Raw genomic sequence first — 14,345 nt, 5'->3', positions numbered from 1 at the left:
GTCCGGTGGGAGTCGGGTCCCTGACGCCTCCTCAGCAAAACCTTTGCGGTGCAAGCTGTTGGGCATGCGCCCCTTCCGCAGCACCCCCCACCCCGAGGTAGTGCCAGCCGTGCCAGACCCGCTCAGCCCCCTTGCCGGGGACACCCTTCCGCGTGATGTCCTGATCGACCGGGTACGCGCGGGGGATCTGATCGTTCTCCCCTACGCGGGCTCGTACGACCGGGAGTTCGTCCTTCCTCGCATCTCCGGAGTCGTGTCATGACTGTGCCCCCCTCGACCGTGCCCTCCTCCGCCGTGCCCTCCGTCGCGCCCCCCGTCACCCTGCCCGGCCAGGCCACCGCCGGGAACGTGGCCGCGGCCGCCGCCGCGGACGGCATCCTGCGGCGCCAGCGCGCCCGGGAGTCCTCGGCACGCACCTACGCCCGCTCGTTCCCGATCGTCCCCGCCCGCGCCTCGGGCATGACCATCGAGGGGGCCGACGGCCGCCGCTATCTCGACTGCCTCTCCGGCGCGGGCACGCTCGCGCTCGGCCACAACCACCCCGTCACGCTGGAGGCCGTCCGGCGCACGATGGACAGCGGGGCGCCCCTGCACGTCCTCGATCTGGCGACCCCGGAGAAGGACGACTTCACGGACGCGCTCTTCGCCACCCTGCCGAGCGGCTTCGCCGACCGCGCCCGGGTCCACTTCTGCGGTCCCGCCGGTACGGACGCGGTCGAGGCGGCCCTGAAGCTGACGCAGACCGCGACCGGGCGCGGCGGGCTGCTCGCGTTCACCGGCGCGTACCACGGTATGACGGCGGGCGCGCTGGGCGTGACCGGCAGCGTCGCCGTCAAGGAGCGGGTCGCGGGCGGCGGGGCCGAGGTGACGCGGCTGCCCTACCCGTACGCGTACCGCTGCCCGTTCGGCGTCGGTGGCGAACGCGGGGCCGCCCTCGCGGCCACGTACGCGGAGCGGCTGCTCGACGATCCGTCGGGCGGTGTCGTCCCGCCCGCCGCGATGATCGTCGAAGTGGTGCAGGGCGAGGGCGGCGCGGTGCCGGCGCCCGACTCCTGGCTGCGCGAGATGCGGCGGATCACCCGGGAACGCGGGATTCCGCTGATCGTGGACGAGGTGCAGACGGGCGTCGGGCGTACGGGCGCCTTCTGGGCCGTCGAGCACAGCGGGATCACCCCGGACGTGATGGTCATGTCGAAGGCGATCGGCGGCGGGCTGCCGATGGCCGTGATCGTGTACGACGAGAGTTACGACGGCTGGCTGCCCGGCGCCCACACGGGCACCTTCCGTGGCAACACCCTGGCCATGGCGGCGGGCGCGGCGACGCTGCGGTTCGTGAGCGCCGAGGGCCTGAGCGAGCGCGCGGCGACCGTCGGCGCCCGGATGACGGCGCGGCTCGACGGCCTGCGCGCGGAACTCCCGGCGATCGGCGACGTACGGGGACGGGGCCTGATGATCGGCGTCGAACTGGTCGACCCGGAAGGGCCGTCGGATCCCTGCGGAGCCCGGCCCGTCGACGCGGAACTGGCCGTGCGGGTACGGGCGGCCTGTCTCGACCGGGGGCTGATCGTGGAGCTGGGCGGACGGTTCGACGCGACCGTACGGCTGCTGCCCCCGCTGGTCATCACGGACGAGCAGGCGGAGTCGGTGGTGGACCGGCTGGCGGACGCGATCGCGACGGTTTCGCAGGACAAGGACAAGCACGACAGGCACAAGGACAGGCATAAGGACAGGCACGGGGACGCGGCTCAGGGGCGACAGGCATGAACACGGAAACCCGCACACAAGGCACGCTACCGATCCCGTCGCAGGCCAAGGCGCCGGTCGTCCCGCCGCAGGCGCAGGCGCAGGCGCCACCGGAGGGCGGCCCCGCGCCGCTCTCCGGTGGCGCCGACGGCCCCCGTGCCCTGGAGCCGCTGGTCGCGACCGTCCTGGCCGCCCTCACCGAGGGCGCCAAGCGCCGCGACGGGCCCGTCGCCCCCGGCCGGCCCGAGGACATCGCGGCCTCGGTCGCGGAAGCCCTCGCGAGCGGTGCGGGTGCGGGTGCGAGTACGGGCGTCGGCCCCGGCGGCGTCACCGGGCCCGGCGGCGGCGCCGCCCTCGCGCGGCTCACCGAACTCCTCGCCCACGGCAGCGCCGACCCCGCCGACCCCGCCTGCGCCGCGCATCTGCACTGCCCGCCCCTCGCGGTCGCCGTCGCCGCCGATCTCGCCGTCTCCGCGCTCAACCCCTCCCAGGACTCCTGGGACCAGGCGCCCGCCGCGACCACCCTGGAGACCCTGCTGCTCCAGGAGATGGCCCGGCTCGTCGGGTACGACGACACGCGCGCCGCCGGGGTGCTCACCTCCGGCGGTACGGAGTCGAACCTGATGGGCCTGATGCTCGCCAGGGACCGGGTCCTCGGCGCCGCGACCGGCCGCCAGATCGAACTCTCCGGCGTGGCCGCGAGCGGTTCCGCCGGCCGGCCCCGCATCCTCGCCTCCGCCGCCGCCCACTTCTCCGTACAGCGCGCCGCCGCCCTCCTCGGGCTCGGCGAGGACGCGGTGCTCTCCGTCCCCGTCGACCACGAACTGCGCATGGACCCGGACGCGTTGGCCGCCGCGCTCGACGGCTGCGCCGGGCGCGGTGAACTCCCCGTCGCCGTCGTGGCCACCGCGGGCACCACCGACACCGGCGCCGTCGACCCGCTGCGCGCGTGCGCCGCCCTCGCCGCCGCGCACGGCGCCTGGCTGCACGTCGACGCGGCGTACGGCGGCGGCGCCCTGCTCTCCGACCGGCTCGCGCCGCTCCTGGACGGCCTCGCGCTCGCCGACTCCGTATCCCTGGACTGGCACAAGCTCGGCTGGCAGCCGGCCGCCGCCGGGATCTTCCTGGTCCGCGAGTCGGAGACGTACGCGTCGCTCGCGCGCCGGGCGGTCTACCTCAACCCGGTGGACGACGAGGAGGCCGGCTACCCGAGCCTGCTCGGCCTGTCGCTCCGTACCACCCGGCGCGCCGACGCCTTCAAGATCGCGGTCACGCTGCGGTCCCTGGGCCGGGACGGGCTCGGCCGGCTGGTCGACGCCTGCCGGGAGCTGGCGGTCGCGGGCGCGCGCGGCGTACGGGAACACCCGCGCCTGGAGCTGCACTCCGAACCGGTGCTGACCGCCTTCCTGTTCCGGTACCTGCCGCACGCCGAGACAGCGGCCGGGGCGAGGAGCGACGACATCAACGCCCGGCTGCGCCGCAGGCTGCTGCGTGAGGGCCGCGCCGTCGTCGGCCGTACGGAGCTGCCGGGCGAGGGCCCCGGGCGCGTACGCCTCAAGCTCACCCTGCTCAACCCGCACGCCACGGCCGACGACGTGGGCCGGCTGCTGGCGGCGGTCGTCGCCGCCGGCAAGGCGGAAGAGGCAGCAGTGGCAGCAGTGGCAGCAGTGGCAGCAGTGGCAGAGGGGACGGAAGAGATGGAAGGGACGGAAGAGACGGGTGTGATGAGGTGAGGTCATCACGGGGGGCCGCCGACGTGCCGGCCCCCGCCCTGTTCGTATCTCCCCGTCCATCTTCCCGTCCATCTTCCCGTCCCCACTCCCTTGCGGAGGACCAGCAGTGACGACTCCTCACGACCGCGACGACATCCACGACCTCGTCGGGGTCGGGATCGGCCCGTTCAACCTCTCGCTGGCCGCCCTCGCGGACGGTGTCCCCGGGGCCGGGCTGCGTACGCTCTTCCTCGACGCCAGGCCCGCCTTCTCCTGGCATCCGGGGCTGCTGCTGGAAGGAACGATCCTTCAGGTCCCCTTCCTCGCCGACCTGGTGACCATGGCGGACCCGACCAGCCGCTGGTCGTACCTCAACTACCTCCGTGAACACGACCGGATGTTCCCGTTCTTCTTCTCGGAGCGCTTCCACATACCCCGCCGCGAGTACGACCACTACTGCCGCTGGGTCACCGAGAACCTGCCGTCCTGCCGCTTCGACGCGCGCGTCACCGACCTGACGTGGGACGAGAGTTCCGACGCCTTCCTCGTGACCCACCGCTCGTCCGACGGCACCGTCTCGTCCGTACGGGCGCGGCAGGTCGTCCTGGGGGTCGGCACGAACCCGGTCGTCCCGGATCCCCTCCGCCCCTATCTCGAAGGCGGCGGGAACGGCGACGGCGCCGGGGACGGGAACGGGAACGGGGTGCGGGTGCTGCACAGCGCCGACTACCGCACCCACCGCGCCCGGCTGGCCGGCCTCGACGACGTCACGGTGCTCGGGGCGGGCCAGTCCGGCGCCGAGGTCGTCCTCGACCTGCTGCGCCACCAGGACGGCGGCGGCGCGGGCGGCCCGTACGTGCGCTGGCTGGCGCGTACGCCCGCGTTCGCGCCCATGGAGTACTCCAAGATCGGCCTGGAGCACTTCACGCCCGACTACATCCGCTACTTCCGCGCCCTGCCCGAAGCGCGCCGCGAGAGCCTCGTACGGGAGCAGTGGCAGCTCTACAAGGGCGTCAGCGAGGAGACGCTGGGCGAGATACACGACGAGCTGTACGAGCGGACGATCGGCGGCACGGAGCCACGCGCCGCGCTCCATCCGGGCGTGGCCGTCGAGGCGGTGGAGCGCGCGGGCGACGCCTACGTACTGACGTGCCGCCACACCCAGCAGGACCGGCTCTTCGAGGTGCGGACGTCGGCGGTCGTCTCGGCCACCGGGTACGCGGCGGCCCGCCCCGGCTTCCTGGACGGTCTGGCGAAGCTGGTCGACTGGGACGACCGGGGCCGCTACCGCATCGACGGCGACTACCGCGTCGCGCTCGACCGGCGGATATCCGGCGCGCTGTACGTCCAGAACGCCGAACTGCACACGCACGGCGTCGGCGCCCCCGATCTGACCCTGGGCGCGTGGCGGGCGGCGACGATCCTCAACGCGGTGGCGGGCCGGACGGTGCTCCGGGTGCCGGAGCGGGCGGCGTGGACGACCTTCGGCGCCCCGGGGGCGCCGGCCTCCGACCCCGAGGGGAACCCCTGATGAACCATCCCACCCGCGACGCCTGGGCGCGGGCCGGCCGGCGGCTGCTGGCCAAGGCCGTGGAGGAGTTCGCGTACGAGGAACTGCTCGTCCCGGTCCCGTACGAGGGCGGCCCGGTCCGGCACGAGGGCAGCCCGTTCCCGTACGAGGGCGCCCCGTCCCCGGAGGACGGAGCGCGAGACGTCTACCGGCTCGACTTCGACGACGGCGTCCACTGGACCTTCCGCGCCACGCGCTCCACCTTCGACACCTGGCACGTCGCCCCCGACAGCCTCCGCCGCCACCCCGACGCGGCCGAAGAGGCGGGCCCCGAGCGGCTGTTGCTCGACGCCCGCGCCACGCTCGGCTGGGACGGCCCCACCACCGCCGAGGCGCTCCGCGAGCTGACCGCCACCCGCCGCGCCGACGCCGAGGCCGTCCGGCGCGCGCTGCCCGCCGCCGACCTCGCCGACCTCGGCCATCTCGACCTGGAGGCGTACCGGGACGGCCACCCCGGTGTGCTGCTCGACAAGGGCCGCGTCGGCTTCTCCGCGTCCGACGCCGCCGCGTACGGTCCTGAGGCGGCCCGTGCCGTACGGCTGACGTGGGCGGCCGTCCACTCCGACCTCGCCACGTACGCGGGCGTCCGCGAGCTCGACGGACCTCAGGGGCTCGACGCCGAGCGGCTGCTCGCGGAGGAACTCGACCCGCGTACCCGCGAACGGTTCGCCGCCACGCTCGACCAGGCGTGCGCGGAGAGCGGGTTCGAGGCCGATGCGTTCGTCTGGCTGCCGGTGCACCCGTACCAGTGGGACGAGGCCGTCGCCACGCTCTTCGCGCCGTATCTGGTGGACGGCCGGATCGTCCAGCTCGGCCAGAGCGCCGACCGGTACCGCCCGCTCCGCCCCGTCCGTACCCTCGCCAACCTCGACCGCCCGCACCGCCGCATCGTGAAGCTGCCGCTCCTCCTCCGCGACTCCGGGGCCTGGCGCGGGCTGCCGGCCGGGCCGACCGGGGCGGCGCCCGAAGTGAGCTCGTGGCTGCGGGAGGTGCGCGAGGGCGACCCGTACCTCCGGGACGAGCTGCGCTTCCACCCGCTGGCCGAGGTCGCGTCCGTCACCGTCCGCCACCCGCTGTACGGGGCGGTCGGGGACGCCCCGTACCGCTACCACGAACTCCTCGGCGCGGTCTGGCGCGAGCCCGTCGCGACGCTGCTGCGCGAGCGCGAGCGGGCCCGTACGGTGGCGTCCCTGCTGCTGGGAGGGGCGGACGGGCGTACGCTCGCCGAGGAGTTGGTGGCGCGTTCAGGGCTCGGCGCGCGGGAGTGGCTGGAACGGTTCTTCGCGGCGCTGCTGCCGGGGCTGCTGCACTACCTCTACCGGTACGGCGTGGCCTTCCGCCCGCACGGCGGGAACACCGTGGTGATCTACGACGGCCATGACATCCCGATCGGGATCGCGGTCAAGGACTTCGCGGAGAGCGTCACCGTCCTGCGGGGCGACCAGGAGTCCCCCGCCGGCCTGCCGCGCCGGCCGGCGGGCGAGCTGGCGCACTCACTCCTCAGCACGCTCTTCGCCGGGCACTTCCGCTTCTTCGCGCCGCTGACGGCCGCCCGACTCGGCGTACCGGCAAGGGACTTCTGGGCGCTCGTACGCGCCGAGATCGAGCGCTACCACGCGCGCTTCCCGGAACTCGCCGACCGTTACGCGTCGTTCGGGCTGCTCGCCCCGTCCTTCGCGCGGGCCGCCCTCAACCGCGAACGGCTCGGGGGCGCCCCCTTCCACGGCACGGTCGCCAACCCGCTGGCCACGCCCTCAAGCACGGACTGACCGCCCCTGTCCTCACTACCGTGCGGCGGACTCGTAACTCTTCTCGACGGCGTCGAGGATCTGGCCCGCGCCGGTGTAGCCGATGCCGAGCATCCACAGGTTGTCGTCGACCTTGAAGGCCGTCTTCCTCTTCACCGCGTCCAGGTTCTTCCAGAGCGGCCCCCCGGTGGTGTCGGTCTCCTTGGCCTTCTTCGCGTCCCCGTAGGTGGAGTAGAAGAGGACGTCCGCGTTGGCCTGGTCGATCTGCTCCGGGCTGACGTCGAGGGAGAAGCCGTCCTTGTCCTGGTTGGCGGGGCGGCCGACCTGGAGGTCCTTGAAGAGGGAGCCGACGAAGGTGTCGTTGAGGTAGAGCCGGGTGTCCGCGCCCTCGATGAACCGTACGAAACCGACCTTGAGCCGCTTGGCCGCCGCAGGCCCGCCGAGTGCTTCGGTCACCCGCTCGGCGTGCGTCTCGTACTCCGAGACGACCTTCTTCGCCTCGTTCTTCTTGCCGAGCGCGTCGGCGTGCAACGCGAAGTTCTTCCGCCAGGAGGGCCCTGTGGTGTCGGAGAAGACGGTGGGGGCGATCGCGGAGAGCGCCTCGTAGTTCTTCTCGTCGCGGACCTTGCTGCTCAGGATCAGGTCCGGCTTCAACGCGACGATCGCTTCGAGGTTGGGCTGCGCGATCAGCCCGACGGGCTTGATGTCCTTGAGCCGGTCGGCGGGCAGGTAGGTGGAGAAGGGCGCCTTGTCGACCACGGTGGTGGCCCCGACCGGGGTGACCCCGAGGCTGACGGCCGAGTCGAGCGCGTCGGTGTCCAGCACGACGACCCGCTTCGGCGCGTCCTTCACCTTCACGTCGCCCATGACGGTCGCGACGGTGTGCGTCGCACCGCCGGACGCGCCGGCGGCGCCCTGGCCCGTGCCCTTGCCGGCCGGTTCGTCGCTGCCGCAGGAGGTGAGCGTGACGGCGAGCGCGGTGACGGCGGCTGCCACGGAGATACGGCGGGTGAAGGGTGTGGACACGGTGGCGGGCCTCCCTGACGGCAGCCCGGATTCTTCCCCGGACCAGGTAAGGCAAACCTAACGTACGGCCCGTCACCGACACCCCTGGCCCGTCACCGACGTCACTGTTGTCTCCGGGGCGAGCGGGTCAGCCGAGCTTCAACAGGAGCTCCGCCAGCTCCACCGGCATGGTGATCATGCAGTCGTGGCCGGTCGCCAACTCCCACACCTGGGCCGGGGAACCGTTGGGCTGTATCGCGGGCACCGGACGCCGGACGATGCCCTCCGGCGCGCCGACCGTGCAGTGGATGTGCGTCCGGGGGATCGCGTTCACGGCCGGGTTGTCCAACCGGACCGGCTGCTGGAGGCAGCGCACCGGGTGGTCCGACAGCAGCGTACGCAGCCAGGCGACGTCCGCCGGGTCGGTGACCCCGAACAGACCGGAGGGCGGCGGAAGTTCGGGCAGCGGCGGAATCCGCCAGCCACTCTCCGACGCCAGGGCGAGGTCGATCAGGGCCTGGCTCACGGGCTGGACATCGGCCGCGCTCTCACCGTCCTCAGGGACCATCGCGTCGAGGTGGACCAGACGCGCGATCCGGTCCGGGACCTGGTTGGCCACGGACGAGATGACCAGCCCGGCGTAGCTGTGGCCCACGAGAACCACCTCCGTGAGGTCCTCCTCGATGATCAGCCCGACGATGTCGTCGACGTGCGTGTCGAGCCCCGTCGCGCTGCTTGCCAGATGCGCCTTGTCCCCGTAACCGGTCAGTGACGGCGCGAACACCCGGTGCCCGGCCGACTCCAGCAACGGGACCACCCGCTGCCAGGCCTCGCCGCTGTGCCAGGCACCGTGTACCAGCAGATACGTCGACATGGTCGTAGCTCCTTGAACGCTGTACCCGCCCGAGCCGGGCGGAGGATCTCGGCCCCGGTGGGCCACCGACCACGCTGCCGCCCGGGCCCCGCCCCGGCCAGAGCCCCCGCGATCCTGGGGGTGACAGGACCAGGCACGCGCGCGGCCGGGTGGATTACCGTGAAGAGATGACCGACGGACCGAACCTGCTGGGTGAGTACGTGCGCGCACGCCGCGAACTCGTCACCCCCGAGCAGGCCGGTATCGCCGCCGTGGGGGTACGGCGCGTGCCGGGCCTGCGCCGGGAAGAGGTCGCGACGCTCGCCGGGATCAGCGCCGACTACTACCTGCGCCTGGAACAGGGCCGCGACCGCAACCCCTCCGTACAGGTCCTGGAGTCCCTGGCCCGCGTACTGCGCCTGGACGACGACGCGACGGAACACCTGCTGCGCCTCGGCGCCGACACCCCCCGGCACCGGCACGGGCCCCGGCGCCGCCCCCTGCGGGAGACCGTCCCTCCGGGCATCGCCCAGCTCCTCACCACGCTCCCGCTCCCCGCCCTGGTCGAGAGCCGCTACTTCGACGTCCTCGCCGCCAACGCCCTGGCGACCGCTCTGTCACCGCGCTTCACGGCGGGGGCCAACCGCCTGCGGGACGTGTTCCTCGACCCCGCCGAGCGGGATCTCTACCCCGACTGGGAGAGCGCCACGGTAGGCATGGTCGCCGGCTTCCGCGAGTCCGTCGGCACCGACACGGACGACCCCCGCTTCACCGAACTGGTCAACGAACTCTCCCTGGCCAGCCCCCGCTTCCGCCGCCTCTGGGCCCGCCACGACGTAGAGGCGTGCGAAGGCGCCTCCAAGCACCTCGACCACCCCCAGGCCGGCCCCCTGCGCCTGAACCGGGAGCGGCTGGCCATCGGCGGCACGGCCGGCCAGACACTCGTCATCTACCACCCGGACCCGGCCACCGACACCGCCGCCCAACTGGCCCGCCTCGTCACCACCCCACCCCCACCGGCCGACGTCAGCTCTGTTGCCGGGCGGGGCAGGGGTGTTGGGGGCGGTGGGGGTGGGGTCCGCAGGCGATGAGGCCGAGGTGGAGGAAGCGTCCGCCGGTGGTCCACCAGCCGCCGACGAGGTCTTCGCGGGCGGTCAGGCGCCGGACGATCTCACCGGGGTCGGGCGCGGGGGCGTAGGTGCCGGTGAGGATGCCGGTGTGCCGCTGGAGTTGATCGGTGTACCAGGCGGCGGCTTCGGTGGGCCGGGGGAAGGTGGCCCGGACGTGGGCGGACGCCTTGAGGAGCCAGTGGGCGGTTTCGAGGGGCATGACCGGGGCGGTGGGGTGTCGCATCGTTGGCCTCCTGTGCCGTTGGGTGCAGTTGCCGGGCCCGTTCGTTCGGGCCCTGTCCCGTTCCGGCCGGTCGTTCCTTCGCCGGGAGTACCGGCCGGAACGGGGGTTCGAGGGGCACCGCAGGAGGCGTACGGGCCTACCGGTCGAGGTGAGCGCCGATAAGGCTCACGACGAACACGACCAGCGCCGCCGACGCCAGCACGGGCACCAGCGCAGGACGGCGGTGCCGGAACGTCACCGGGCGCCCCGCACGCCCACGTCCCTCCGCCGTAGGTACGTGAGAAGCGCGCGCCGCCAGTCCCGCGAGGCGGGCCTGCGGGCACACAGAAGCGGGGGACACCGGGGCCGCGCCCAGTCGGACGCGACTGCACCGGCATTAGGCCCGGCCACGGAGGCGGCCCGCAGCCCGGCCCCGGCCCGCCCGGCCCCGAACCCCGCACCGGCGGCGCCCGGTTGGCTGCCGGATGGCCCGCTCACCGGGCCACCTCGGCCCACACGGCCTTCCCGAACGGCCGGTCCGCCACACCCCAGCACTCCGCCAACGCCTCGACGATGATCAGCCCCCTGCCCCGGTCACGCTCCTGCGACGCACCCCGGAACCGGGGCCGCCGCCGCACCGGATCCCGCACCTCCACCCGCACACACGCATCCATGACCGCCAGCACGACCAGCACCGAATCCCCCGGCTCCGTCCCGTACCGCACCGCATTCGTCACCAACTCCGAGACGATCAGCCGGACATCGTCCACCTGCCCGTCACGGAGGCCGGGTGCCTCTTGGGTCAGTACGTCGCGGACGAAGTCCCGGGCAGCCGAGACGACTTCCGGGGCGCTGGGAAACATGGCCTGCAAGGGGACCCCGGGTAAGGGTCGGCAGGGGCAGGCGCGTAACGCACCTGGTGGGACGCAGGCGGTGTGGGGCTCCCCTGCCGGAGGATTCGGTGAGTTGCCGTTTCGCGCGTTGTTCGTCATGGTGATGACTCCCCGTGACCGATCGGTTCCTGTGGACAGAGAACACGGGAATGCCGGGTGGGGGTACCGTCTCAAGGGGTGTCGAAGAGTGTCGCTTCCGCTACTCCCCGTCGTAGAAAGCTGGTGAGCATGAGGACGCCGAACGACAAGTTCGCACAGTGGCTCGATCGCTCCATGATGAGCCGCGGAGAGTTAGCCCGACGCGTCAAATCCAAGGCCATCGCTTGGCGGCAGCCCCATATCTCGCCTGATACGACCCGTATCAGGTGCTGGCTCCAAGGCGAAACGCCTAGGACGCCGATCCCGGACATCCTCGCCGCGGTCTTCTCCGATCACTTCGGATTCCGCGTCACGACCTACGATCTCGGGCTCGGTGACGGCGGTTCCACGGACGCGGCACTCATGTACAACTCCTCGTACACGGCTACCGTGGAAGTCGTCGCAGACCTGGGGAGAGCTGACGTGGACCGACGCAAGTTCCTTTCCGCCGCACCCTTCACCGCCGTCGCAGGGGTGGGTCCCTCGCGGGACTGGCTGATGAACACCCTTGACCAGCAGCCGCAGCCGGGTCCCCGTGTGCGGCTCGAAGACGTTTCCGCCGTGCGGAACATGTTCGCCACCTTCCAGCGCATGGACGTACTCCAGGGCGGCGGTTCGGGCCGCCTCGTGCTGGCCGAGTACATGACGCAGCACGTCTATCCGCTCCTGCGCCGCACCCACGGCGCCGACGTACACCGTGCCCTGTGCGAAGCGGCGGCCGAACAGACCTACCTCCTGGGGTGGATGGCCTACGACAACGGCGAACACGGCACGGCGCAGCGCTATTTGATCCAGTCGCTCCGCCTCGCCGAGGAGTCGGGGAATCCGGGGCTCGGCGCGCATGTCCTCGCCGGGATGGCGGATCAGGCGACGCTGCTCGGTGATCCCGCCGAAGGCCGCCGGCTGGCCCAGGCCGGGCGCCACGGACTCTCCCGGACGGACTCTCCGGCCTGCCTGGCGGACCTGTGGTGCCTGGAGGCGCGGGCTCTCGCCGTCCTCAGGGACAAGGCGGCAGCGGCACGCGCGGTGACGGAGTCGGAAAAGGCGTTCGAGCGGGCACGGCCGGAGGCCGAACAGGAGTGGGCCGCCTTCATCGACCCGGCGTATCTCCACGGCGAACACGCGAACACCTTCCGGGACCTGGGCGATTCCGGGGCGGCCGAGGAACACGCGCGCCGGTCCATCGACCATGCCAAGAAGCAGAAGCGCGCCAGGCGGGGCGCGATGTCGCACGCCGCACTCGCCGTCGCGCATCTCCAGCGCAGCGACCTCGAATCGGCCTATTCGGCCGGCGTACGAACGTTGACGCTCACGCGCCAGGTGAAATCCTCGCGCTGCGTGGAAGCGGTGCAGGACCTCCAGCGGCGCATGCGTCCGTTCGGCAACCACCGGCTCGTCGCGGACTTCAACGAGCGGGCCCGCGAACTGGTCACCGCCGCATGACGGACCGGAACTGTGACGCGATGTGACTCTTCCGGCGTGAGTCTGCAAACGCCACTACTGGCTCGCGGAAACCCAATCAGCCACAGCCCCGATTACTGACGCTTGCCACTCCTGGGTCTGTGGATGCGCATATGCGGGGTCGTCATGCACGGCGAATCCGTGCTGCGCTCCCTCAATCTCAAGGAGCCGGGATTCCCCTTTCAGGGAACTGGCGGCGGACCGGGAGCTCTCCACCGGAATGAAGGTGTCCTGCGTTCCATGGATGATGAGCGTGGGAGCCTCGATTCTTTCAAGTGAGCGATGCGGTTCCATGTGGAAGACCTCATTGAGCAGCGCGCGCCCGAGCCGGAAGGTCGGTGAGTGCTCCAGGAATCCGCGGGCTGTCAGCTCCGTACCCTCGTGCTCGTTGATTCTGTCGCTGTTCCAGTAGGGCTTGTCATCGATGAAGCGCTTCTTGTAGTTCAACAGAGGGTTCATGAGGATGAGGCTCTTCACCCCATGCGGCCGGTTCGCCGCGAAGAAGGCGCAGATGCCTGCGCCGAAGCTGGTGCCTATCAGATGCACGGGACCACATTCCATGAGCGTACAGACGTGATCGGTGGCCGCTCTGATGTCGTTGAGGATCCCCGCGATCGTCAGATCTTCCTGGCGCCCCTGGCTCTCTCCGTGCCCGCGAAGGTCGAACCGCAAGGAGCCGACTCCCGCGCCCGCGAGGCCATCGGCCAGGCGGCCGAAGAACCCGCTCTCTTCCCGCGTGGCACCACCGCCATGGACCAGAACCGCCGCACCGCGTGGTGCACCGGCGGGACGCACCACGCTCCCCTGAAGCAGCAGGCCATCAAGGCTGCGGAAGCCTGTTTCGCCACTCATGCGGATGCTCTACCCCTCCTGGTGGTGCGCAACGCTTGTGGAGGGAAGGGTGGTTGATGGGCCTGGGGCCATGCCTTCTGCCCTAGCATCGCTTGGCATGTATCCGGTCGATCGGCACAGCGCGCGTCTGTCGCTCCGCGAACTCACTGCCGATGACGTGAACGGGGTTCTCGCTATCTACGGCAGCCCCGAAGCGACAGAACACTTGAGCTTCACCCCGCGCTCACTCGAAGAGGTCGGCGGGATCGTCACGCGCTCCATCACCTCGGCGACCGCGTCACCCCGGAGCGAGTACGCGCTCGGCGTCGTAGACCACGACAGCGGCAGCCTCATCGGATTCGCCCGCCTCGCCATGGACCCGCACCAGCAGCGTGCCGCGACCATCGGATTCGCGCTGCGTCCCGACGCGTGGGGGGTCGGATACGGCCGAGAGACAGTGAAGCTGCTCCTTGCCCTGGCCTTCATGGACCTGGACCTGCACCGCGTCTGGGCAGCACGCTCCCCGCTCAACGACGCCTCGGCGAAAACCCTCCTGGCCGCAGGCATGACGGAAGAAGGCCGCATCCGCGGACACGTCCACGTACGCGGCGCCTGGCGCGACTCCATCACCTACGGAATCCTCCGCGAGGAATGGCCGCCCGCCGAGCACGCGTAACCGCACCCCGCACCACGACGGTTCGTTCAGAGCGGTGCGGTGAGGATGAGCCGTCCCTCAACTCCTGTTTCGACGACGTTGACCAGCAGCGTGCCGTCATCGTCAAAGCGCAGGGTGAAGTGCGGATCGAGTTGCATCAGGAAGGTGAAGCTTTCCCGGCTCTCCGCGGACAGGAGAGGTTCGAGGTTCGCATTGCATGTCCAGTGGTTGTCGGCGACACGGACCGCGACGCGCACACCGAACCTGCTCAAGCACGTCGATCGGTTGGCCCACCACTCCAGCGTCGCGGTGCCCTCGTAGCTGTCCACGGTTCAAGTATCGCGGGCGGGGAGGCGCCCAGGTGTCAGCGATGCAGCGCCTGAGGTCACGAGGGCAGACCGGGT

14 protein-coding genes are annotated in these 14,345 nt (G+C 71.6%); 8 read left to right on the top strand and 6 right to left on the bottom strand.

What is annotated here, in order from left to right:
- Window positions 1-109 precede the first annotated feature (109 nt).
- From ACIBJC_RS33800 to ACIBJC_RS33780, 5 genes are all read left to right on the top strand, one after another.
- Window positions 110-262 carry a hypothetical protein gene (locus tag ACIBJC_RS33800; protein WP_399299134.1) on the top strand — a complete coding sequence of 51 codons (153 nt, stop codon included), beginning with the start codon at window positions 110-112 and terminating at the stop codon, window positions 260-262.
- The gene (locus ACIBJC_RS33795; RefSeq protein WP_399299132.1) at window positions 259-1,764 is read left to right on the top strand and encodes a diaminobutyrate--2-oxoglutarate transaminase family protein; all 1,506 of its coding nucleotides are present in this window, start codon (window positions 259-261) and stop codon (window positions 1,762-1,764) included. Before ACIBJC_RS33800 ends, ACIBJC_RS33795 begins: the two co-directional genes overlap by 4 nt.
- Window positions 1,761-3,476 carry a pyridoxal phosphate-dependent decarboxylase family protein gene (locus ACIBJC_RS33790; protein WP_399299130.1) on the top strand — a complete coding sequence of 572 codons (1,716 nt, stop codon included), beginning with the start codon at window positions 1,761-1,763 and terminating at the stop codon, window positions 3,474-3,476. Before ACIBJC_RS33795 ends, ACIBJC_RS33790 begins: the two co-directional genes overlap by 4 nt.
- A 106-nt stretch (window positions 3,477-3,582) precedes the next feature.
- Window positions 3,583-4,986, top strand: a complete 1,404-nt coding sequence (locus ACIBJC_RS33785) for a lysine N(6)-hydroxylase/L-ornithine N(5)-oxygenase family protein (protein ID WP_399299128.1) — start codon at window positions 3,583-3,585, stop codon at window positions 4,984-4,986.
- Window positions 4,986-6,794 (top strand): IucA/IucC family protein, encoded by a 1,809-nt coding sequence (locus tag ACIBJC_RS33780; protein ID WP_399299126.1) that lies wholly within the window; start codon window positions 4,986-4,988, stop codon window positions 6,792-6,794. The genes ACIBJC_RS33785 and ACIBJC_RS33780 overlap by 1 nt, the downstream gene beginning before the upstream one ends.
- A 15-nt stretch (window positions 6,795-6,809) precedes the next feature.
- On the opposite strand, the gene ACIBJC_RS33775 is transcribed toward ACIBJC_RS33780, so the two are convergent.
- Together ACIBJC_RS33775 and ACIBJC_RS33770 are read right to left on the bottom strand one after the other, a co-directional pair.
- A complete protein-coding gene (locus ACIBJC_RS33775) occupies window positions 6,810-7,799 on the bottom strand; it encodes an ABC transporter substrate-binding protein (protein WP_399299124.1) in 990 nt (329 codons plus the stop codon).
- A gap of 127 nt (window positions 7,800-7,926) precedes the next feature.
- The gene (locus ACIBJC_RS33770; protein ID WP_399299122.1) at window positions 7,927-8,652 is read right to left on the bottom strand and encodes an alpha/beta fold hydrolase; all 726 of its coding nucleotides are present in this window, start codon (window positions 8,650-8,652) and stop codon (window positions 7,927-7,929) included.
- A gap of 167 nt (window positions 8,653-8,819) precedes the next feature.
- On the opposite strand from ACIBJC_RS33770, the gene ACIBJC_RS33765 reads away from it, so the two are divergent.
- The gene (locus ACIBJC_RS33765) at window positions 8,820-9,722 is read left to right on the top strand and encodes a helix-turn-helix domain-containing protein (protein WP_399299120.1); all 903 of its coding nucleotides are present in this window, start codon (window positions 8,820-8,822) and stop codon (window positions 9,720-9,722) included.
- Here ACIBJC_RS33765 and ACIBJC_RS33760 read toward each other — a convergent pair.
- Window positions 9,658-9,984 (bottom strand): hypothetical protein, encoded by a 327-nt coding sequence (locus ACIBJC_RS33760; protein ID WP_399299118.1) that lies wholly within the window; start codon window positions 9,982-9,984, stop codon window positions 9,658-9,660. The two genes, ACIBJC_RS33765 and ACIBJC_RS33760, sit on opposite strands and share 65 nt — an antisense overlap.
- Before the next feature lie 473 nt (window positions 9,985-10,457).
- On the bottom strand, window positions 10,458-10,826 hold the full coding sequence (locus ACIBJC_RS33755) for an ATP-binding protein (RefSeq protein WP_399299117.1): 369 nt from the start codon (window positions 10,824-10,826) through the stop codon (window positions 10,458-10,460).
- 258 nt (window positions 10,827-11,084) lie between these two features.
- On the opposite strand from ACIBJC_RS33755, the gene ACIBJC_RS33750 reads away from it, so the two are divergent.
- Window positions 11,085-12,437: a transcriptional regulator gene (locus tag ACIBJC_RS33750; RefSeq protein ID WP_399299115.1), complete on the top strand. Its 1,353-nt coding sequence runs from the start codon at window positions 11,085-11,087 to the stop codon at window positions 12,435-12,437.
- Window positions 12,438-12,491: 54 nt separating this feature from the next.
- On the opposite strand, the gene ACIBJC_RS33745 is transcribed toward ACIBJC_RS33750, so the two are convergent.
- Window positions 12,492-13,307, bottom strand: coding sequence for an alpha/beta hydrolase (locus tag ACIBJC_RS33745; protein WP_399299113.1), 816 nt, complete (start codon window positions 13,305-13,307; stop codon window positions 12,492-12,494).
- Between the two features lie 97 nt (window positions 13,308-13,404).
- Between ACIBJC_RS33745 and ACIBJC_RS33740 the strand changes: the two genes are divergently transcribed.
- A complete protein-coding gene (locus ACIBJC_RS33740; RefSeq protein WP_399299111.1) occupies window positions 13,405-13,962 on the top strand; it encodes a GNAT family N-acetyltransferase in 558 nt (185 codons plus the stop codon).
- A gap of 26 nt (window positions 13,963-13,988) precedes the next feature.
- Here the strand turns inward: ACIBJC_RS33740 and ACIBJC_RS33735 are convergent, their stop codons facing one another.
- On the bottom strand, window positions 13,989-14,270 hold the full coding sequence (locus ACIBJC_RS33735; protein ID WP_399299109.1) for a hypothetical protein: 282 nt from the start codon (window positions 14,268-14,270) through the stop codon (window positions 13,989-13,991).
- Window positions 14,271-14,345: the final 75 nt, after the last annotated feature.

The organism is Streptomyces sp. NPDC050509 (assembly GCF_044457965.1).
In the GTDB taxonomy this organism is placed as follows: domain Bacteria; phylum Actinomycetota; class Actinomycetes; order Streptomycetales; family Streptomycetaceae; genus Streptomyces.
Note: the sequence above shows the minus strand (reverse complement) of the source record. Positions and strands in the feature narration are given on the sequence as shown.